Raw genomic sequence first — 19,594 nt, forward strand, 5'->3', positions numbered from 1 at the left:
CCCGACGCACACACAGCGTGCCATTATGCCACATCGGGGCCGCTGCAGGGCGCCTCGTGGGTCACCTCACGGCGCCAGCCCAGACCCTCGCCCCCGGTCTCCGGGTGGAAGCCGTGCTCGGCGAGCACCGCGAGGTCCGCGCGGTCCAGCGTGGCCGGGTCCAGCGCGAGCACCATGTCGGGACGACGCCGCGCGGTCCGGGCCAGTTGCTGGTCCCGGCGCCACCGCGCGATCCGGCCGTGGTGCCCGGACAGCAGCGTCTCGGGAACCTCCCGCTCCCGCCACGTGGCAGGCTTCGTGTAGACGGGGTACTCCAGCAGCCCGCCGGTGTGGGACTCCTCCGCGAGGGACTCGGGGTTGCCGATCACACCGGGGATCAGGCGTGTCACGGCCTCGGTCATGGCGAGCACCGCGACCTCGCCCCCGTTGAGCACGTAGTCGCCCAGGCTCAGAGGACGCACCCGCACCTCGCCGCTGGCCCAGTCCAGGAACCGCTCGTCGATGCCCTCGTAGCGACCGCATGCGAACACCAGGTGCTTCTCCGCGGCGAGCTCGTAGGCGATCTCCTGGGTGAAGACCTCGCCCGCCGGCGAGGGGACCACGAGCACGGGGCGCGACGCCGCGGCGTCGTCCTGCGCGCCCAGCACGGACTCGAGGGCCTGCGCCCACGGCTCCGGCTTCATGACCATGCCCGCTCCCCCGCCGTAGGGGGTGTCGTCCACGGTGCGGTGCCTGTCGGTCGCGAACGCCCGCGGGTCCGTGACGGTCAGCTGAAGCAGCCCGTCCGTCACGGCCTTGCCGATCAGCGAGAGCCGCAGCGGTTCGAAGTACTCAGGGAAGATGCTCAGGACGTCGATGCGCACGCTCTACTCCGACTCCCCCAGCTCGAGCAGACCCGGGGGCGGGGTCACGAGGACCACCCCGCGATCCAGGTCCACCTCGGGGACGATCTCCTCCACGAAGGGGATCAGCACGGGCTGACCGCCCCCCGCGCGGCTCACCTCGAGCAGGTCCTGGACCGTGCCCTGGATCAGCGCCTTCACCGTGCCGATGGTGGCATCCCCCCGGGTGGTGTCCACCACGGTGAGGCCCAGCAGGTCGTCCTGGTGCCACTCGTCGTCGTCGAGATCGAGGTCCGCGACCTCCGCGAAGAGCTCGAGCCCCCGTGCGGCCTCCGCGGCGTTGCGGTCCGAGATCTCCTCGAACTTCGCCACGAGCACGCTCTTGTTCCAGCGCGAACCCGCCACTGTCACCTCGTCCAAGCGCAGCGGCTCCCGGGGCTCCTGCACGCCGCGGGGACGTCTCCCCGCCGCAACGCGCAGCACCGACCCCGGGGTGAAGCGCGACTGCGGGTCGTCGGTGAACAGCTCCACCGTGACCTCGCCGCGCACTCCGTGCGGCTTGCCGATCCGGGCCACCCGAACGCTCATTGCAACTCCTCGTGGGATCTCGTGGTCTCTCGTGCTCGTTCGCGCCGCCCGGGGCACCTCTCCGCCCGGCGGCCGCCTCCCGGGGCGTCGCCGCCCGGGTCTCATCGCCCCCGCGGCTGTGCCACGGGACGAACACGGCCCCCGTTCCTCACCGAAGGAGGAACGGGGGCCGTGAACCAGTGCTGTGTCCGCTCAGCGACGACGGTCGGTGTCGACCACGTCCACGCGAACGCTCTCGCCGGAAGCCAGTGCCGAGACGACGGTGCGCAGGGCCTTGGCCGTGCGTCCCGAGCGCCCGATCACGCGCCCGAGGTCGTCGGGGTGCACCCGGACCTCGAGCGTCTCACCGCGGCGGCCCTCACGGGCACGCACGGTGACGTCCTCGGGGGCGTCCACGATGCCGCGGACCAGGTGCTCGAGGGCTTCGGCGAGCATGCTCACTCGGCCTTCTCGGCGTCGTCCTCTGCGGTGGCGGTCTCCTCGGCGGGAGCCTCCTCGGCCTTATCAGCCTTGGGCGTGATGGCCTCGGGGATGATCACGGAGCCGTTGTCCGGGGCCACGAACTCCTTCTTGGCCTCGGGCTGCTTCAGGGTGCCCTCGGCGCCCGGCTCACCCTTGAACTTCTGCCAGTCGCCGGTGATCTTCATGAGAGCCAGCACGGCCTCGGAGGGCTGCGCGCCCACACCGAGCCAGTACTGCACGCGATCGGACACCAGGTTGATGTACGAAGGGTTCTCAGTGGGCTGGTACACACCGACCTCTTCGATCACACGACCGTCGCGCTTCTTGCGAGAGTCGACGACCACCACGCGGTAGCGGGGATCGCGGATCTTGCCCATACGCTTGAGACGAATCTTGACTGCCACTTGTGTGGTTACTCCTGTTTCGAATGGATCGGACACCGCACGCACCGGCCCGTGGGGCGGGTGGTCCGTGGGTTTCCTGTGGACACGAGATCACGCGCGGTGAGAGGGTCCGCACGGTTCGAGTACCCGACCATTGTGCCACAGGTGTCAAAATCACCCGGCACCCGTGGGCGTCGTGCCCTCGTTCTTCGGGTACGACGGCGCCTCAGCGGCGTTTGCGCGCCCGTACCGCCGCCCACAGTGCCGTCTGCACCGCGGCGTCCGAGAGCATCAGGGCCGACGCCGAGCCGAGCAGCTTCGCGCCGCGCCCGCCACGCGAGGCCAGCCCGGCCAGACCCGCGCCCAGGGCGACCTCCGCCCCGCCGACAGCGAGCAGCAGCGCGGGGCGGCGCACGTAGGCCCGCTGGATGCGCGCCAGCACGTCGTTGCCGCTGGGCTCCACGCTCGCGGCGTCGAGCAGGGACAGCCCTGTCGTCCGCGGTTCGTACTCGCCGACTCCCTCGAACTCGTGGAGCTCCCGCTGCTGCTCGACGATCTTCGCCGCCATCACGGGCAGACCGAGCAGCTGCAGCACGGACTCCAGCAGCAGAGCCGAGCTCGGGGTGCGGGCGTAGTTCTCGAGCCGCGCGGTGGCTGCCGGGTCCAGGTCGCGCAGGGACGCGACCGTCTCCACGACCGCGGCAGACTCCACGTCTGACGGGGTCTCGGCCTGCTCCCCGGGACCCCACCGAAGGGTGGTGGCCTCGGCGAGCTCCGCCAGCTGCTCGCGCCAGTCCGCGTGCGAGTCCAGTGCCGTCACGGGCGGGCACACGCGCAGGGTGCGGCTCTCGCCGTCTGAGGTGAGCACCACCGAGACGCTGCCCGGGTCACCCGCAGCTGCGAGTGCCAGGGGATCCACGCCCGGAGTGACGAGCACCGCCGACCAGCTGTCCTGGGTGACGGCGGTGAACGGGCTGCCCAGGGCCCCGGCGAGGAATGGCAGCTGGGGTGCGTCCGCGTGCAGCAGCGCCACAGTGCGCGTCTGCCGGGCCGTGGTGTGCGCGGTCTCGCTCATGCCCCGCCACCGTTCACCACGCGCTCCACCACGCCCCCGGTCTCGAGAACTCCGAGTGCGTCGCGCAGGTGCTCCGCGAGGCTCGCCGGGAGCACGGTCTCCAGGTCCTCCGGCGCGACCCACCGATGGGACAACAGCTCCTCCTCCTGCACCGTGATGGGCGTGTCAGAGGCGATCTCGCCGCCGTCGTAGAGGAAGGAGACGGAGTCGCCCCACATGCCCATGGCCACGCCGTGACTCACGGCCAGCAGCCGCCCCTCGGGAAGGTGCAGGCCAACCTCCTCCACCACTTCGCGGAAGCACCCGGTGCGGGGGTCCTCCCCCTCCTCCACGGTGCCGCCGGGCAGGGTCCAGCCGTCCTTGTAGTTGGGTTCCACCGTCAGGACGCGACCGCTCTCGTCACGGATCAGCGCGGCAGACGCGAGTCGCCGGGTGGGCAGCGTGGCGATGAACGCCCGCAGCTCGTCGTCGGGAAGGTACGAACCCATGACCGCCTACTTTCTACTTTCCGAGGAACTTCTCGAAGCCCTTGGGCAGGTTGAGGGACTCGGCGTCCAGTTCCTGCCCCTGCGCTCCAAAGGAGCTGCCGCTGGCCGCGGGCTTCCGGCCCGAGGCCAGCGCCGCGTTCTCCTGCGCACGCTTGGCCGGGTTCCCCGACTTGGACCCCTTCTTCTTGGTCTTGCCGCCCTTCTTGGCCGCGCCGCCGCGACCCATCCCGGGGATGCCGCCGGGCATACCGGGGACGCCCTGGCCCGAGGCGAGACGCTTCATCATCTTCTGGGCCTGGGCGAAGCGCTCCATGAGCTGGTTCACCTCGGAGACCGTGACACCGGAGCCGCGGGCGATGCGCGCCCTGCGGGAACCGTTGATGATCTTGGGGGCCACGCGCTCGTGCGGGGTCATGGAGCGCACGATCGCCTCCACCCGGTCGATCTCGCGCTCGTCGAAGTTCTCGAGCTGCTCCCGCATGCCGGCGGCGCCGGGCATCATGGAGAGCATCTTCTTCATGGAGCCCATCTTGCGCAGCTGCTGCATCTGCGCGAGGAAGTCCTCGAAGGTGAAGTCCTCCTGGTCGGTGAACTTCTTGGCCATGCGCTCGGCCTCGGCCTTGTCCCACTGCCGCTCGGCCTGCTCGATCAGGGTCATGACGTCGCCCATGTCCAGGATGCGCGAGGCCATGCGGTCCGGGTGGAACTGCTCGAAGTCCCCCACGCCCTCGCCGGTGGACGCGAACATGATGGGCTTGCCGGTCACCGCACGGACGGACAGCGCGGCACCGCCGCGGGCGTCGCCGTCGAGCTTGGAGAGCACCACACCGGTGAAGTCCACGCCCTCGTCGAACGCCTTGGCGGTGTTCACCGCGTCCTGGCCGATCATGGCGTCGATGACGAACAGGACCTCGTCCGGATCCACGGCGTCGCGGATGTCGCGCGCCTGGTTCATCAGCGCCTGGTCGATGCCCAGGCGTCCGGCGGTGTCGACGATCACGACGTCGTAGAGCTTGGAGCGGGCGAAGTCGACGCCGTCGCGGGCCACCTTCACGGGATCCCCCGTGGGGTCGTCGAACTCCGAGGTGGCGCCGGGCTCCGGGGCGAAGACCGGCACCCCGGCGCGCTGGCCGACCACCTGCAGCTGGGTGACGGCGTTGGGCCGCTGCAGGTCGGAGGCCACGAGCACGGGCTTGTGGCCCTGGTCCGTGAGCCACTTGCCAAGCTTGCCGGCCAGGGTGGTTTTGCCCGCGCCCTGCAGGCCCGCGAGCATGATCACCGTGGGCCCGGTCTTGGCGAGGTTGATCCGCCGGGTCTCGCCGCCGAGGACGTTCTGCAGCTCCTCGTTGACGATCTTCACGACCTGCTGGCCGGGGTTCAGCGCCTCCGAGACCTCCGCGCCGAGCGCGCGCTCCTTGACGATCGCTGTGAACTCCCGGACCACGGGCACAGCCACATCCGCTTCGAGGAGGGCCCGGCGGATCTCCCGGACGGTGGCATCGACATCGGCCTCCGAGAGCCGGCCCTTGCCGCGCAGGTTCTTGAAGGTCGCTGTGAGCCGGTCGGACAGTGAATTGAACACGGGGTGGTCGCTGCTTTCGTCTGACAACGGATGAATTCAGTGTCCCAGGTTAGCAAGCGAAGCCCCGCCCGGTCGCCCGGACGGGGCCTGTGCCGAAGACGTCGCGTGCGACCTCAGAGCGCGACGTCACCCAGTTCGCCGGTGCTCACGCGCACGGTGTTCTCCACGGGAGTCACCCACACCTTGCCGTCCCCGGGTTCGCCCGTGCGTGCGGAGGTGACGATGACGTCCACAAGGTCCTGGACCTCGCCGTCCTCCACGACCGTCTCGATGCGCACCTTCTCGAGGAGGTCCACCGTGTACTCGGCACCGCGGTAGACCTCGCGGTGCCCGCGCTGGCGGCCATAGCCGTGGACGGTCAGCACGGTCATGCCCTGCACGCCGTAGCTCTCCAGGGCGTCTTTGACGTCACTGAACTTCTCGGGTCGCACCACTGCGGTGATCAGCTTCACTGGTTGTCTCCTTTGCTGGCGGCGGGCACGGGGGCTTCGGCGGTCCCGGGCAGGGGCCGCGCGGGGGCCTGCCCGGCGAAGTAGCCGGTGGCCTCGTCCTTCAGCGAGTACGCGGACTCCGCGTGCTGGGTGAGGTCCACGCCGATGACCTCGTCCCGGCGGGTGATCCGCAGCCCCATGGTGGCCTTCAGCACGAGCCCGATGACCAGCGTGAGGACGCCGGTGTAGAGCGTCACGAAGAGGGTCGCGGCGAGCTGGGTACCCAGCAGGCCCCAGCCACCACCGTAGAACACCCCGGCCCGGCCCTCGGAGGGGATCGCCAGGAAGCCCAGCGCCACGGTGCCGACGATGCCGGAGACCAGGTGCACGCCGCACACGTCCAGCGAGTCGTCCAGGTGGATCCGGTACTTCAGGCCCACGGCGATCGCGGAGCACGCACCGGCCACGGCAGACAGCAGGATCGCGCCGAGCGGGGTCACGTTGGCGCACGCCGGCGTGATGGCCACGAGCCCGGCGACGACGCCCGACGCCGCACCCAGCGACGTCGCGTGCCCGTCCCGGATGCGCTCGGTGAGCAGCCAGGCCAGCATGGCCGCAGCCGGGGCCACGAGCGTGTTGGTCCAGATCAGGGCGGCCTGCTCCACGGTGGTTGCGGCGCCGGCGTTGAAGCCGAACCAGCCGAACCACAGGATGGCCGAGCCGAGCATCACGAGCGGCAGGTTGTGCGGGCGCTGGCCCGAGTCGCGGCCGAAGCCGCGGCGGGCACCGATGAGCAGGATGAGCACCAGAGCCGCGATGCCCGCGTTGATGTGCACGGCGAGCCCGCCGGCGAAGTCGATCGGCTCGCCGAAGATCCGGCCCAGGGCGCCGTCCTCGGAGAACAGCCCGTCACCCCACACCATGTACGCGAGAGGGAAGTAGACCAGGGTGACCCACACGAGCGTGAAGACCACCCATGTGCCGAACCGGGCGCGGTCCGCGATCGCGCCGGAGATCAGGGCCACGGTGATGATCGCGAATGTCACGGAGAAGTCTGAGGACAGCAGGTCCTCGGTGCCCATCAGGCCGTGCAGACCGAAGTGCGCGAACGGATCCGCGGTGAGGCCGCCCAGCACCGGGTCCCCGGCGAGCATGGAACCGCCCCACAGCACCCACACGACGCCCACCACGCCGAGCGCGGCGAAGCTCATCATCATCATGTTCAGCACACCCTTGGCGCGGGTCATGCCTCCGTAGAACAGTGCAAGTCCGGGGGTCATGAAGAACACCAACCCCGCGGCCACCACGGTCCACACGTGTCCGGCGGTCAACTCCACCCGGATCACCTCGTCCCTGTTTCGTGTCGGCACAGCCTTTGCGCCTCTTGCGCACAGTCAACGGGGCGGGTGTTACCGCGACGGCGCGGGTTCGTGACGCCGGTGTTTCACGTCACGTCCGCGTGTGACGATCGTGTTAACTCCTCAGGTGCCGGTGTTGATGCCGGTTCCAGTCCGGGGCAAGGGCCAGGGCGAGTGCCGGTGCCCCGACGACGACGCCCGCTCCCACGAAGGGGGCGGGCGCCGTCGGCATCGCGCGGGGGAGCAGGCTCAGTCGATGATTGCGTCCACGAACTGCTCGGCGTTGAAGGGGGCGAGGTCGTCCGGGCCCTCGCCGAGACCGATCAGCTTGACGGGCACGCCCAGCCCGCGCTGGATGGCGACCACGATGCCGCCCTTGGCGGTGCCGTCCAGCTTGGTGAGCACGATGCCGGTGATGTCCACGGCCTCGGCGAAGACCTTGGCCTGGGCCATGCCGTTCTGCCCGGTGGTCGCGTCGATCACGAGCAGCACCTCGTCCACCTCGGCTGCCTTCTCGATCACGCGCTTGACCTTGCCGAGCTGGTCCATCAGACCGGCCTTGTTCTGCAGCCGGCCAGCGGTGTCCACGAGGACCACGTCCGCCTCCTGGTCGATGCCGGCCTTCACTGCGTCGTAGGCCACGGAGGCGGGGTCCGCGCCCTCCTGCTCGGAGCGCACCGTGGGCACGCCCACGCGGGCTCCCCAGGTCTCGAGCTGGTCAGCGGCGGCCGCGCGGAACGTGTCTGCCGCGCCGAGCAGGACGTCCTTGTCCTCGGCCACGAGCACGCGCGCGAGTTTGCCCACCGTGGTGGTCTTGCCCACGCCGTTGACGCCCACCACGAGCACCACGGCGGGCTTGCCGGGCACCGCCTCGGTGTGAACGGAGCGGTCCAGCGTGGGATCCACGAGGGCGAGCATCTCCTCGCGCAGCAGCGCCTTCAGCTCCCCCGGGTCCTTGGTGCCCGTGACGCGCACACGCTTCTTCAGGTTCTCCACGAGCTCCACGGAGGCGTCCGTGCCGAGGTCCGCCATGAGCAGCGTGTCCTCGATCTCGTCCCACGTGTCCTGGTCGATCCGCTCGCGCGAGAGCAGCTTGAGAAGGCCCTTGCCGAGCACCGTGTTGGACTTCGCCAGGCGGCCGCGAAGCCGCTCCAGGCGGCCGCGGGCGGACTCGGGGCGCTCCAGAGTGGCGACGGGGCTGTCCTCGACCACGCCCTCGTCAGTGATGTCCGGGACGTCGTCCACGTCCCGCGTGCCCGGGTACCCACCCTTCGGGGCCTTGGGCTTGCGCAGCAGCAGCACGCCGAACACCACGAGCAGCACCACCGCCGCGGCGGCTATCACGATCCACATCAGTTCAGGAGTCATCACCCGTCTAATCTCCCATAAACTGCCAGGCGTGTCCCACCTCGAACCCCGCGATCCCGCCGAGCCCCGCATCCCGACAGACCCCGACGAGCCCCCCGTCGAGACCGTCCCGGACGCCGTGCCGTCTGCCTCCCGGGAGAAGGTCCCCGAAGCCATCAAGGTGCTGATCGCCGCGGCGTTCGTGATCGCACTCGGCTACGGGATCGTGGCCCCGGTGCTGCCCCAGTTCGCGTCGAGCTTCGGTGTGGGGGTGGCCGCGGCCTCCGCGGTGATCAGCGCGTTCGCCCTGTGCCGGCTGGTCTTCGCCCCCGTGAGCGGCACGGTGGTCAACAGGCTCGGCGAGCGCCCCACCTACCTGATCGGTCTGATCGTGGTGGCGCTGTCCTCCGCGGCCACCGCGTTCGCGCAGACCTACTGGCAGCTGCTGGTCTTCCGCGGCCTGGGCGGGATCGGCTCCACCATGTTCACGGTCTCCGCGATGGGGCTGATCGTCCGGCTCTCCCCGCGGACCATGCGCGGGCGGGTCTCCGGCTACTACGCGACGGCGTTCCTGCTGGGCGGCATCCTGGGCCCCGTGCTCGGCGGCGCGCTGGCCGGGCTGGGGATGCACGCGCCGTTCCTGATCTACGCCGCGGCACTGTTCGTGGCCGTGCTCGTGGTGTGGCTGCGGCTCAAGGACGAGACGCTCGGGGCCAGGCGAGGCGCGGCCACCCAGCCGGTCATGCGGGTCCGGGACGCGCTCGACGCCGGGGCGTACCGCGCCGCGCTCGCCTCCAGCTTCTCCACGGGGTGGACCGCGATGGGCGTGCGCGTGGCTCTCGTTCCGCTGCTGGCCACGCAGATCGTGGGCGAGGGCCCCGCCGTCGCCGGGCTGGCACTGGCCCTGTTCGCGGTGGGCAACGCGTGCGCGCTGACGGTGACCGGCAGGCTCACGGACCGGTGGGGGCGCAAACCCCTGGTTCTCACGGGACTCGTGGTGTGCGGCGTGGCAACCATCGGGGTGGGACTCAGCTCCACCGTGGTGGCCTTCGCCGTGCTCTCACTGCTCGCGGGCGTGGGATCCGGCACGCTGAACCCCGGCCAGCAGGCGGCCGTGGCCGACGTGATCGGTCCGGACCGTGCCGGCGGCAAGGTGCTGTCCCGCTACCAGATGTGCGCGGACGCCGGGCAGATCGCCGGGCCGATCATCGCCGGAGCACTCGCGGACGCCGCCGGCTTCGGGTGGGCGTTCGGGGTCTCCGGGGCCCTCATGCTGATCGCCGCCCTCGCGTGGTTGCCGGTGCGGGAGACGGCGCCGGACGCGACACGGACGGAGACGAAGGAGTGAGGGCACGATGAGGACGAAGCGTTCGTCGTCGAGCACCACGAGCTACAACGTGCTCGGCTTCTTCCTCGGTTATGTGCTTCGCGGCGTCCTGGGACAGCTCCTGTTCCAGAGTCTGGGGCTGGCCTTCTCACGGAGCTGCTGACCGGGGGCGGTCGTCGTGCTGCTGTTCATGGTGGCGCTGCGCTGCGTCATCCTCCCGTGGCTCGGTCGAAAACCCTCCCGGTACCCTCCACGCGCAGTGACAAGTGGTCGTCCACGGCTGACTCCGCTTCTGTCCCGACGGCGATCGAGAAGGCCCTGCACGAGCACGATCCCCGTGTGCGAGCACGGAAGGATGACACGGGCACTGAGCTTCACGCGGCCATTGGTGCTGACGCCGTCGTCCGTATCAGGGGCTCGGGATCACAGGAGGACTCGCCCGCCGGAGGCCGACACGGGCCGGCAGCGCGACCGTGCGTCGCCGTCAGCGGTTTGTGACTAGCGCAACTGCGAGAGCTGCTGGCCCACCACCAGGCTCACGCCGTCGCCGCGCATGGACACCCCGTAGAGGGCGTCCGCGATCTCCATCGTGCGCTTCTGGTGGGTCACGATGATCAGCTGCGAGCTCTCCTTGAGCTGCTCGAAGATGGAGAGCAGCCGCCCCAGGTTGCGGTCGTCCAGTGCGGCCTCGACCTCGTCCATCACGTAGAACGGGGACGGGCGGGCCTTGAAGATGGCCACCAGCAGGGCGATGGCGGTCAGGGAGCGCTCGCCGCCGGAGAGCAGCGAGAGCCGCTTGATCTTCTTCCCGGCGGGACGGGCCTCGACCTCCACGCCGGAGTTGAGCATGTCGTCGGGATCCGTGAGCCGCAGCCGCCCCTCGCCGCCCGGGAACAGGGTGGCGAACACGGAGACGAACTGCTCGGCGGTGTCCCGGTAGGCCTGCGTGAACACCTCTTCCACGTGCCGGTCCACGTCCCGGATGATGTTGCGCAGGTCCGTGCGGGAGTTCTTGACGTCCTCCAGCTGGGTGACCAGGAACGTGTGACGCTCCTCCAGCGCCGCGAACTCCTCGAGCGCGAGCGGGTTGACCTTGCCGAGCGCCTTGAGCTGCTTCTGCGCGCGCTGCAGCCGGACCTCTTGCTCCTCCCTGCGGAACGGCGCGCCGGGGTCGGTCATCTTCGGCAGCTCGAGCTGTCGCGGAGTGTCCTCCTCCTCGGCCCACTGTGCCTCCTCCAGAACCACGTCCGCGTCAGGCACCGGCAGATGCGGCCCGTAGTGGTCCACCAGGAAGTCCGGGGTCAGCCCGAGCTCCTCGAGCGCGGTGGTCTCCAGCCCCTCGAGCCGAGCGCGCCGCTGCGCGAGGTCGAGCTCCGCGCGGTGCAGCTGCTCCGTGATCTGGGCCAGGTCCTTCGTGACCTCGTCGCGTTCCGCGCGCAGCCGCTGGGCGGCCTCGTCGAGTCCGGCGCGCCGGGTCTCGATCTCGTCCCGCTCGGCGGCGGCCTCACGGGTCGCCTCCTCCGCTCGCGCCCGCAGGTGCTCCGCAGCCGTGGCGACGGCGAACGCGACCCGGGCCTGCACCCGGCGTCGCTCAGCGCGGCGGGCAGCCTCGGCCTGCGCGGCCCGCTCGGAGCGGGCGGCCCTGGCCTGTGCCTCGGCACGTGACGCCGCGTGGCGCTGCTGCTCCTCGAGCCCGCGCAGCGCGAGCCGGGCCTCGGTCTCCGCCTCCCGGGCGGCGCGCGCGGCGGCCTCGGCGCGGTCCTTCGCCGCGGCAGCTGCCAGCTGCTCACGTTCGAGGTCATCCTCGTCCCCGGTCTCCGCGGACTCGGCGCGCTCGACGGCGCGGCGCAGCTCGTCGTCGCGCTGGGACAGCCGCTGCTCGGCCATGGCGAGGACGTCCCGGCGGCGCTGCAGCTCGGAGTCCGCCGACGACGCCGTGGCCTCCGCCCTGCTCAGCGCCGCCCCTGCCGCGGCGGCCTCCTTCTGGGCCCGGGTGGACTCCTGCGCGGCGTCCCGCGCCGCGGCAACAGCTTGCGCGCGCTGCGCCTCTGCACGTTCGGCCTCGCGCGTGGCCTGCTCGGCAGCGTCCCGCAGCTCGGCGGTGCGGGACTCCACCTGCTCGATCAGCCCGTAGAGCTCCAGCGAACCCGCCGCCTCCACAGCACCGCCCTGCGCCCGGTGGCGGGAGTACGCACCGCCGTCGCTCGTGACCACGCGCACCGCGTTGGCCGTGGTCTCGTCCCGGGAGCGCGCGAGGTCCAGCACCCGCACGGCCGTCTCCGCGTCGGGGGCGAGGACGGTGGTCGCCAGTTCGGCGCGCACGGCGGCCAGCACCCGGGCGGCGTCGCCGCCGGTCTCCCCCGCGCTCAGCACCTCCGCGGCGCCCACGCAGCCCTCGGGGAGCGTGAGCCGGGCGAGGGCGGGGTCCCGGGCGTCGTCGTCCCCTTCCGCGACCACCAGGTGCACCCGGCCCTGCCCCGCCTCCGTCAGCCGCGCGAAGACGCGTGCCGCCGCGGTGTGCGAGGAGACGGCGAGCGCCTCCGACCACGGCCCGAGGGCTGCGGCAACGGCGCGCTCCCAGCCCGGGGTCACGCGCACGGCCCGCGGCACCTCGCCCAGGACGGGGACCACATCCGCCACGGAGGCGGAGCCGTCGGGCTGGCGCACGGACTGACGCAGCGTCTCCAGACGCACGGTGTTGGTCTTCAGCTCGCTCGCGGCGGCCTGCCTGCGGGCCTCAGCGGCGCGGCTCTCGCGCTGGGCGACCTCGACGGCGTCCTCGGCCTCACCGGCCCGGTCGCCCGCCTGCTGCGCCCGCGCGGCCGTGGTCTCCGCCGCCTCCGCGAGGGATGAGGTCTCCAACCGGGCCCTCTCGGCGCGAGCGACGACGTCCGTGATCTCGGTACGGACGCGCTCCACGTCCGCCTCGGCCGCCGTGAGCCCTGAGCGCGCGGCCGTGGCCGCCGCCGCGAGCCGCGCCTGGCCCGCCCGCCGGTCGGCGGCGCGCCGCACGAGCTCTGCGGAGTGGGCCTCGGCTGCGCGGGCCGCGTCCTCCGCGGACTCCTTTGCCGCGTGCTCGCGGTCCAGGGTCTGCTGGGCCTCCGCGACCCGTTCCGCGAGCCGCTCGGCCTCGGCGAGCGTGCGCGCGGCCTGCTCCTCGAGGGCGCCCGCGTCCCGCCCCTGGGGAGCGGGCTCCTCCGCGCTGCCCAGCAGCCGACGCCGCTCCCCCGCGAGCGCGGACAGCGCCCGGAAGCGGTCCCGCACGGTGCTCAGCTCGTACCAGCTGGTGCGCGCGGCGTTCAGCGCGGGGGCGGTGTGCGCAGCCCGGGTCTCGGTCTCCTGCAGCCGCTCCGCGAGCGCGGCGGCGGACTTCTCCAGCTCGTCCCTGCGACGCCGGGCCTCCGTGCTCGCCCCCTGGTCCGTGTCCATTCCCGCGCGGGCGGCCACGAGGTCGTCGGCGAGCAGGCGGGCGCGGGCGTCCCGCACGTCGTACTGGATCCGCTGCGCCTTGCGCGCGGTGCGGGCCTGCCGCCCGAGCGGGGTCAGCTGACGCTGGATCTCCCCGGTGAGGTCCTCGAGCCGGTCCAGGTTCGCCTGCACGGACTCGAGCTTGCGCAGGGTCTTCTCCTTGCGGCGCCGGTGCTTGAGGATCCCCGAGGCCTCCTCGATGAAGCCGCGGCGGTCCTCGGGCGTGGCCTGCAGGATCCGGTCCAGCTGCCCCTGTCCCACGATCACGTGCATCTCACGGCCCAGCCCGGAGTCCGAGAGCAGCTCCTGGATGTCCAGCAGCCGGCACGAGCGACCGTTGATCGCGTACTCGGAGCCGCCCGAGCGGAAGAGCGTGCGGGAGATCGTGACCTCGGAGTACTCGATCGGCAGTGCACCGTCCGCGTTGTCGATGGTCAGTGAGACGTGTGCGCGCCCCAGGGCGGCACGGCCGGAGGTGCCCGCGAAGATGACGTCCTCCATCTTCCCGCCGCGCAGCGACTTGGCGCCCTGCTCGCCCATCACCCAGGCGAGGGCGTCTACCACGTTGGACTTGCCCGAGCCGTTGGGCCCCACCACGGCGGTGACCCCGGGCTCGAAGTCGAAGGTGGTGGCGGAGGCGAAGGACTTGAAACCACGCACGGTGAGTGTCTTCAAGTGCACGCCGGGGGTCTCCTGTGTCGAGCTGGTGGACGCTCAGGCGGGCGGCAGGGGGCGCCGGGCCCACGCGGAGCGCGCGCTGCGGGGGTGGAAGCGAGTCTACCCGGCGCCACCCGCGGACCCGGGCCCGGCGACGTCGCCCGTGCCTGCCCGCTCCAGCCACTTCCCCGGGTGGCCACGGTCCGCGTGGCCTGGGCGTTCATCCGCAACTGGGCCAACGCCTCGCGCGGGCGGAGAAACCTGTCAGAATCGGCCGTTAGACTGGGCCGGTCCTACCCGCTTGTTCACCCGAGCGCCGAGGCTCGTCGCGACCGATTCCTTGACCGTACGGGTGGCGTCTGATCGAAAGCGCCACATTGACCGGTAACTCCACCATCGCAAACCGCAACGCCGCCATCCTGTCCGTGACCAAGACGGAGGCGGACGTGGTCATCCCGTCCACCCGGTTCGATGAGGAGTTGGAGCACACCTTCAAGCGCCTGCGGATGCCCAAGGGGCTGCTGGAGCGGCTCGCTGGCATCAAGGAGCGCCGCGGGTGGGCCCCCGGTCGGCACTTCACGGACGGCGCCACGGAGGCCGGGGAGGCCGCGCTGCAGCAGGCTGGGATCCGACCGGAGCAGATCGGGCTGTTCATCAACGCGTCGGTCACACGCGACAACTACGAGCCCGCGGTGGCCGTGGGCATCCACGAGCGACTGGGACTGCCCAGCTCGGCCCTGAACTTCGACATGACCAACGCGTGTCTGGGCTTCGTCAACGCCCTCACCGTGGCCTCGTCCATGATCGACGCCGGTGCGATCGAATACGCCCTGGTGGTCGCCGGAGAGGATCCCTCCCCATGGCACGAGGCGGCACTCGCCCGGCTGAGCCAGGACGGCATCACCCGCGACCAGGTGGTCCAGGAGTTCGCGACCCTCACCCTCGGCTGCGGTGCGGCCGCGGCCGTGGTGGGCCCCGCGGACCGCCACCCGGACGGGCACCGGATCGTCGGCTCCGTCACCCGGGCCGGTACCGAGTTCAGCCGGCTGTGCATCGGAGGCGGGGACGGCATGTTCACGGATGCCACCGGGTTGCTCAACCACGGCGTGGGCCTCGTCGTGGAGGCCTGGCTGGACGCCGAGAAGGACGGCTGGGACTGGCGGGACATGGACTCCTACGTCACCCACCAGGTCTCCAACTCGCACACGAACAAGCTCATCGCGGACATGGGTCTGGACCCCGAGCGGGTCCCCCTGACCTTCCCCTACTGGGGCAACGTGGCCGCCGCCGCCCTGCCCATGACGCTCGCCCTCGAGGCCGAGCGACTGGAGCCCGGTGCCCGGGTGCTGTGCCTGGGAGTGGGCTCGGGCCTGAACACGACCCTCATGGAAATCGCCTGGTGAGCGCCCCAGAGAACGGAGCCGCACGCATGACCTCCTCCCCCTCCTCCTGCCCCGACGACGCCGCCCGGCTGCCGTTCACGGAGACTCCCCTCCCCGGTGTGGACCCCGCGTGGTCCCGTGTGGTCACCGTGGCCTCCACCGCCCCGGTGGAGCCGGTGCCTGGCCGCAAGCGCCGCTGGCACCTGCTCGACAACGGACAGGCCCTCTCCGCCGCCGGGCGCACGCCCCAGGGCGTCGTCCTCGCCGTGCACGGCAACCCCACATGGTCCTACCTGTGGCGCGACGTCGTCCGGGCCGCCACCGAGACCGAGCGGCCCTGGCGCGTGGTGGCCGTGGACCAGCTGGACATGGGCTTCTCCGAGCGCACCGGGCTCTTCCGCCGCCTCGAGGACCGAGTGACGGACCTCGGCGACCTCACCCGGGAGATCGGCCTCGACACCGCCGGGCTGCCCGTGGTCACCCTCGCGCACGACTGGGGCGGTCTGATCTCGCAGGGCTGGGCCCAGGAGCACCCCGAGATCCACGCCGCGACCGTCATGACCAACACCGCCGTGCACCACGACGACGCCGAGCCGATCCCCTCCGCGCTGCGACTGGCCCTGAACAAGGCCGTGCACGGGCCCGTGACCACTGGTTCCACCGCGTTCCTGGACACCACGCTCGCCCTGTGCGATCCCGCGCCGTCCAAGGACGTCAGGAAGGCGTACAAGGCGCCCTACACGACCCGTGAGCGCCGCGAGGGCATCGCGCACTTCGTCGCCGACATCCCCGCACCACCGGAGCACCCGTCCCACGCGGCGTACGAGCGGATCGCGGGTCGGATGAGCGCCCGCGAGGTCCCCACCCTGCTGCTGTGGGGCACCGGGGACCCGGTGTTCCAGCAGCGCTACCTCGAGGACCTCATGCACCGCGCGCCCCACGCGGACGTCCACCGCTACGAGGGCGCCAAGCACCTGGTGCCCGAGGCACGGGACATCTCCACAGCGATTCTGACCTGGCTGGACGAGCGCTTCGGCGGCGTCGACCCCGTGGTCGAGTCCCACCGTGACCGCCGCGCCCGTGGCCGGGCCGCGTTCGTCCCCTTCTTCGCGGAGCTGGAAGCCCGCCGCAACGACGACACCCCAGCCGTGGTGGACATGGGCCCGGTGACCGGGACCGTGGACGGCTCCGCGCCCGAGCTGAACATCGAGCGCAGCGTCACGTGGGCGCAGCTGTCCGCCTCCGTGGACCGGCTCGCCGTGGCCCTGCTGCGCACCGGCGTACGCCCGGGCGACCGTGTGAACCTCATGGTTCCCCCGGGCTCCATGCTCACCACGCTGATCTACGCGTGCCTGCGCATCGGCGCCGTGATCGTGGTCGCGGACCAGGGGCTCGGGCGCAAGGGGCTCACCCGCGCACTGAAGGGCTCCTCCCCGCAGTGGTTCGTGGGCATCCGCAAGGCACTCGTGGGTGCCCGTGCCCTCGGGTGGCCGGGACGGCGGATCGCCGCGGACTCCCTGGACCCCGTCTCCAAGAAGCTGCTCGGCGTGGAGCACACGGTGGCGGAGCTCATGGACTCAGTGACGAGCGTGGACCCCGCCGAGATCCCCGCCGTGGACCCGGACGCCGAGGCCGCCGTGCTCTTCACCTCCGGCTCCACCGGCCCGGCCAAGGGCGTGGTCTACACCCACCGCCAGATGGCGGGGATGCGGGACACCATCCGGGACACCTACGGCCTGCGCGCCGGAACCGGCCTGGTGGCCGGCTTCGCGCCGTTCGCTCTGCTCGGCCCTGCGCTGGGTGCGGCGTCCGTGACCCCGGACATGGACGTCACGAGCCCCAAGACCCTCACGGCACAGGCGCTGGCGGAGGCCACCATGGCCATCCGGGCGACCGCGGTGTTCGCGTCCCCCGCGGCCATCGAGAACGTGCTGGCCACCGCTGACGCGCTCTCCCCCGCCGAGCGGGACGCCCTGGCCCGGGTGGACCTCATGCTCTCCGCGGGAGCCCCGATCCCCGAGCAGCTGCTCGCGCGGCTGCAGGAGCTCATGCCCGCCGCCGAGCTGCACACCCCGTACGGGATGACCGAGGCCCTGCCGCTCACGGACGTCAGCCTGGACGTGATCCGGGCGGCCCGCGAGGACGCGCAGCGCGGCGTCGACGGCGCGGGCCGCGGCGTGTGCGTCGGCACCCCGGTCGAGGGTGCCGAGCTCGGCGTCCTGCCGCTGACGGCGGACGGCTCCGTGTCGGACGAGATCGTCACCACGCCCGGTGTGACCGGCGAGATCGTGGCCCGTGCGCCGCACGCCAAGGACCACTACGACCGGCTGTGGATCACCGAGCGGGAGTCGGACCTGACCCCCGGCTGGCACCGCACCGGGGACGTCGGGCACTTCGACGCCCGGGAGCGGCTCTGGTACGAGGGCCGGCTCGCGCACGTGATCACCATGGCGCAGGGCCCCGTCTCCTCGGTGGCCGCCGAGCACGCCGCGCAGACCGTGCCCGGCGTGGGCCGCGTGGCCGTGGTCGGTGTCGGCCCCGTGGGCTCGCAGTCCGCGGTGGCCGTGATCGAGACCGTGCCCCGCGCAGAGAAGCCGCACCTCGCGCCCGCCGAGCTGAGCGAGCGTGTGCGGGCCACGGTGGACTTCGCCACCGGGCTGCCCGTGAGCGCGGTGCTGGTCGTCCCCGAGCAGCCCACCGACATCCGCCACAACTCCAAGATCGACCGGACCGCGTTGAGTGGCTGGGCCGAGCGCGCCCTGTCCACCGGAAAGCTGAGTGACCTGTGAGCGACGACCAGACCCGCGGCCGCCACCGCGCCGCTGACCCCCGTCCCGCCGACCCGGAGCCGCCCCGCACGGACTCCACCCCGGCCAGCGCAGACCGCGTGGCGGGTTCCGTCCAGATCGCGGACCCCGAGCGCGACGGCGCCACCGCCACGCAGGGCACCCTGGACGGCACCGGCCGCACCGCCCTGGTGACGGGCGCGTCCGGGATGCTCGGCGGCGACGTCGCCCGCGTCCTGCTCGCGCGCGGCTGGAAGGTGCGCGTGTTCCAGCGCGGCCACGCCGCGGTGGCCGAGCGCGAGGGCGTGGACGAGGTGCTGGGCTCGGTGACCGAACCCGAGGACGTGGCCCGCGCGCTCGACGGCGTGGACGACGTCATCCACCTCGCCGCGAAGGTCTCCTTCACGGGCGAGTGGTCCGAGTTCGTGCGCGTGAACGTGACCGGCACGCGCGTGCTGCTGTGCCAGGCGCAGAACGCCGGGGTGCACAACGTGGTGTTCGTGTCCTCCCCGTCCGTGGCGCACGAGGGCGTTTCCATCGAGGGCGCGGGTGCGGAGCCCGCCAACCCGGAAAAGGCCCGCGGCAACTACGCCCGCTCCAAGGCCGCGGCCGAGCTGCTGGCTCTGAGCATGGACGGCCAGCGCGAGCTCAAGGTGGCCGCGGTGCGCCCGCACATCGTGTGGGGTCCCGGGGACACGCAGCTCGTGGAGCGCGTGGTGGACCGTGCGGCCGCCGGACGCATGCCGGACCTGGACCACGGCGCCGCGATGATCGACACCACCTACATCGACAACGCGTCCGAGGCGATCGTGCGCGCGCTCGAGCGGATCGACGCCGTGCACGGCCGCGCGCTCGTGGTCACCAATGGCGAACCGCGCCCCGTGGGCGAGCTCGTGGCCCGCATGTGCGCCGCCGCGGACGTCCCCGCTCCCACGCGGTCGATCCCGGGCGGCGTGGCGCGCTTCGCGGGCCGCATGATCGAGAAGGTCTGGCCGCACATCCCCGCGAGGTTCCGTGGCGGGGACGACGAGCCGCCCATGACCGAGTTCCTCGCCGAGCAGATGTCGACCGCGCACTGGTTCGACCAGCGCGAGACGCGCGAGCTGCTCGACTGGACGCCGTCCGTGAGCCTGGACGAGGGCTTTGCGCGGCTCGCGGCGTACTACAAGGACCACCCACGCCCCAGCAGGGACACCGGCTCCACGTCCCTCGACCGCGTGGAGGAAGTGGCTGACGACCAGCGCGCCCGCGCGGAGGACTCCTCTGTGGCCTCGGAGGCCAAGGACAGCGGCGTGACCACGGACCTGCAGAGCGTGCGGGACCGGTAGGTTCCCCGTCTCCTGGCTGCGGAGACGACGACGGCGGGCGGTCCCCTTCCGGGGCCGCCCGCCGTTCTCTTGTTCCGGCGTGTCTGTCAC

General features: G+C 71.9%; 16 protein-coding genes. 5 read left to right on the forward strand and 11 right to left on the reverse strand.

The features are described 5' to 3' along the window. Positions 1–23: 23 nt before the first annotated feature. From trmD to ftsY, 10 genes are all read right to left on the reverse strand, one after another. On the reverse strand, positions 24–863 hold the full coding sequence (trmD, locus tag FS770_RS01065; protein ID WP_244944672.1) for a tRNA (guanosine(37)-N1)-methyltransferase TrmD: 840 nt from the start codon (positions 861–863) through the stop codon (positions 24–26). 3 nt (positions 864–866) lie between these two features. Then, positions 867–1,430, reverse strand: a complete 564-nt coding sequence (gene rimM, locus FS770_RS01070) for a ribosome maturation factor RimM (RefSeq protein ID WP_144942536.1) — start codon at positions 1,428–1,430, stop codon at positions 867–869. Between the two features lie 192 nt (positions 1,431–1,622). Next, the gene (locus tag FS770_RS01075; protein WP_055083649.1) at positions 1,623–1,865 is read right to left on the reverse strand and encodes an RNA-binding protein; all 243 of its coding nucleotides are present in this window, start codon (positions 1,863–1,865) and stop codon (positions 1,623–1,625) included. A 2-nt stretch (positions 1,866–1,867) separates the two neighbouring features. Further along, positions 1,868–2,296, reverse strand: a complete 429-nt coding sequence (rpsP, locus tag FS770_RS01080; RefSeq protein WP_126875007.1) for a 30S ribosomal protein S16 — start codon at positions 2,294–2,296, stop codon at positions 1,868–1,870. Between the two features lie 205 nt (positions 2,297–2,501). Further along, a complete protein-coding gene (locus tag FS770_RS01085) occupies positions 2,502–3,350 on the reverse strand; it encodes a hypothetical protein (protein WP_145009339.1) in 849 nt (282 codons plus the stop codon). Further along, entirely contained in the window at positions 3,347–3,838 is a 492-nt protein-coding gene (locus FS770_RS01090; RefSeq protein WP_145009342.1) for an NUDIX domain-containing protein, read from the reverse strand. The genes FS770_RS01085 and FS770_RS01090 overlap by 4 nt, the downstream gene beginning before the upstream one ends. A 13-nt stretch (positions 3,839–3,851) precedes the next feature. Beyond that, positions 3,852–5,420 carry a signal recognition particle protein gene (gene ffh, locus FS770_RS01095; RefSeq protein WP_144942533.1) on the reverse strand — a complete coding sequence of 523 codons (1,569 nt, stop codon included), beginning with the start codon at positions 5,418–5,420 and terminating at the stop codon, positions 3,852–3,854. 113 nt (positions 5,421–5,533) lie between these two features. Then, positions 5,534–5,872 (reverse strand): P-II family nitrogen regulator, encoded by a 339-nt coding sequence (locus tag FS770_RS01100; RefSeq protein ID WP_126875005.1) that lies wholly within the window; start codon positions 5,870–5,872, stop codon positions 5,534–5,536. After that, on the reverse strand, positions 5,869–7,188 hold the full coding sequence (locus FS770_RS01105; RefSeq protein ID WP_244944673.1) for an ammonium transporter: 1,320 nt from the start codon (positions 7,186–7,188) through the stop codon (positions 5,869–5,871). The genes FS770_RS01100 and FS770_RS01105 overlap by 4 nt, the downstream gene beginning before the upstream one ends. Positions 7,189–7,458: 270 nt before the next feature. Beyond that, positions 7,459–8,577, reverse strand: coding sequence for a signal recognition particle-docking protein FtsY (ftsY, locus tag FS770_RS01110; RefSeq protein ID WP_144942531.1), 1,119 nt, complete (start codon positions 8,575–8,577; stop codon positions 7,459–7,461). Positions 8,578–8,608: 31 nt separating this feature from the next. On the opposite strand from ftsY, the gene FS770_RS01115 reads away from it, so the two are divergent. Further along, entirely contained in the window at positions 8,609–9,904 is a 1,296-nt protein-coding gene (locus tag FS770_RS01115) for an MFS transporter (protein ID WP_342353645.1), read from the forward strand. 7 nt (positions 9,905–9,911) lie between these two features. Next, on the forward strand, positions 9,912–10,046 hold the full coding sequence (locus FS770_RS14185) for a hypothetical protein (RefSeq protein WP_256385980.1): 135 nt from the start codon (positions 9,912–9,914) through the stop codon (positions 10,044–10,046). A gap of 335 nt (positions 10,047–10,381) precedes the next feature. Here FS770_RS14185 and smc read toward each other — a convergent pair whose 3' ends face one another. Next, complete coding sequence (gene smc, locus FS770_RS01120) at positions 10,382–14,032, reverse strand: chromosome segregation protein SMC (protein ID WP_145009346.1); 3,651 nt, start codon at positions 14,030–14,032, stop codon at positions 10,382–10,384. A 353-nt stretch (positions 14,033–14,385) separates the two neighbouring features. Here smc and FS770_RS01125 point away from each other — a divergent pair, with 353 nt between their 5' ends. The 3 genes from FS770_RS01125 (at position 14,386) to FS770_RS01135 (ending at position 19,504) form a co-directional block, all read left to right on the forward strand. Beyond that, positions 14,386–15,411 carry a 3-oxoacyl-ACP synthase III gene (locus FS770_RS01125; protein WP_144942529.1) on the forward strand — a complete coding sequence of 342 codons (1,026 nt, stop codon included), beginning with the start codon at positions 14,386–14,388 and terminating at the stop codon, positions 15,409–15,411. A 26-nt stretch (positions 15,412–15,437) separates the two neighbouring features. Further along, complete coding sequence (locus FS770_RS01130; RefSeq protein ID WP_145009349.1) at positions 15,438–18,179, forward strand: alpha/beta fold hydrolase; 2,742 nt, start codon at positions 15,438–15,440, stop codon at positions 18,177–18,179. 161 nt (positions 18,180–18,340) lie between these two features. Continuing rightward, positions 18,341–19,504 (forward strand): NAD-dependent epimerase/dehydratase family protein, encoded by a 1,164-nt coding sequence (locus FS770_RS01135; RefSeq protein ID WP_260983365.1) that lies wholly within the window; start codon positions 18,341–18,343, stop codon positions 19,502–19,504. Positions 19,505–19,594: the final 90 nt, after the last annotated feature.

Origin of the sequence: Kocuria salsicia, from assembly GCF_007681555.1 — a bacterium.
GTDB classification, from domain to species: Bacteria; Actinomycetota; Actinomycetes; order Actinomycetales; family Micrococcaceae; genus Kocuria; species Kocuria salsicia.

Bases quoted from the DNA above. Each gene is read 5' to 3' on its own strand.
- rimM (WP_144942536.1), bottom strand. From the start codon at position 1,430: ATGAGCGTTCGGGTGGCCCGGATCGGCAAGCCGCACGGAGTGCGCGGC.
- FS770_RS01075 (WP_055083649.1), bottom strand. From the start codon at position 1,865: ATGCTCGCCGAAGCCCTCGAGCACCTGGTCCGCGGCATCGTGGACGCC.
- FS770_RS01085 (WP_145009339.1), bottom strand. From the start codon at position 3,350: ATGAGCGAGACCGCGCACACCACGGCCCGGCAGACGCGCACTGTGGCG.
- FS770_RS01090 (WP_145009342.1), bottom strand. From the start codon at position 3,838: ATGGGTTCGTACCTTCCCGACGACGAGCTGCGGGCGTTCATCGCCACG.
- ftsY (WP_144942531.1), bottom strand. From the start codon at position 8,577: ATGACTCCTGAACTGATGTGGATCGTGATAGCCGCCGCGGCGGTGGTG.
- FS770_RS14185 (WP_256385980.1), top strand. From the start codon at position 9,912: ATGAGGACGAAGCGTTCGTCGTCGAGCACCACGAGCTACAACGTGCTC.
- FS770_RS01130 (WP_145009349.1), top strand. From the start codon at position 15,438: ATGACCTCCTCCCCCTCCTCCTGCCCCGACGACGCCGCCCGGCTGCCG.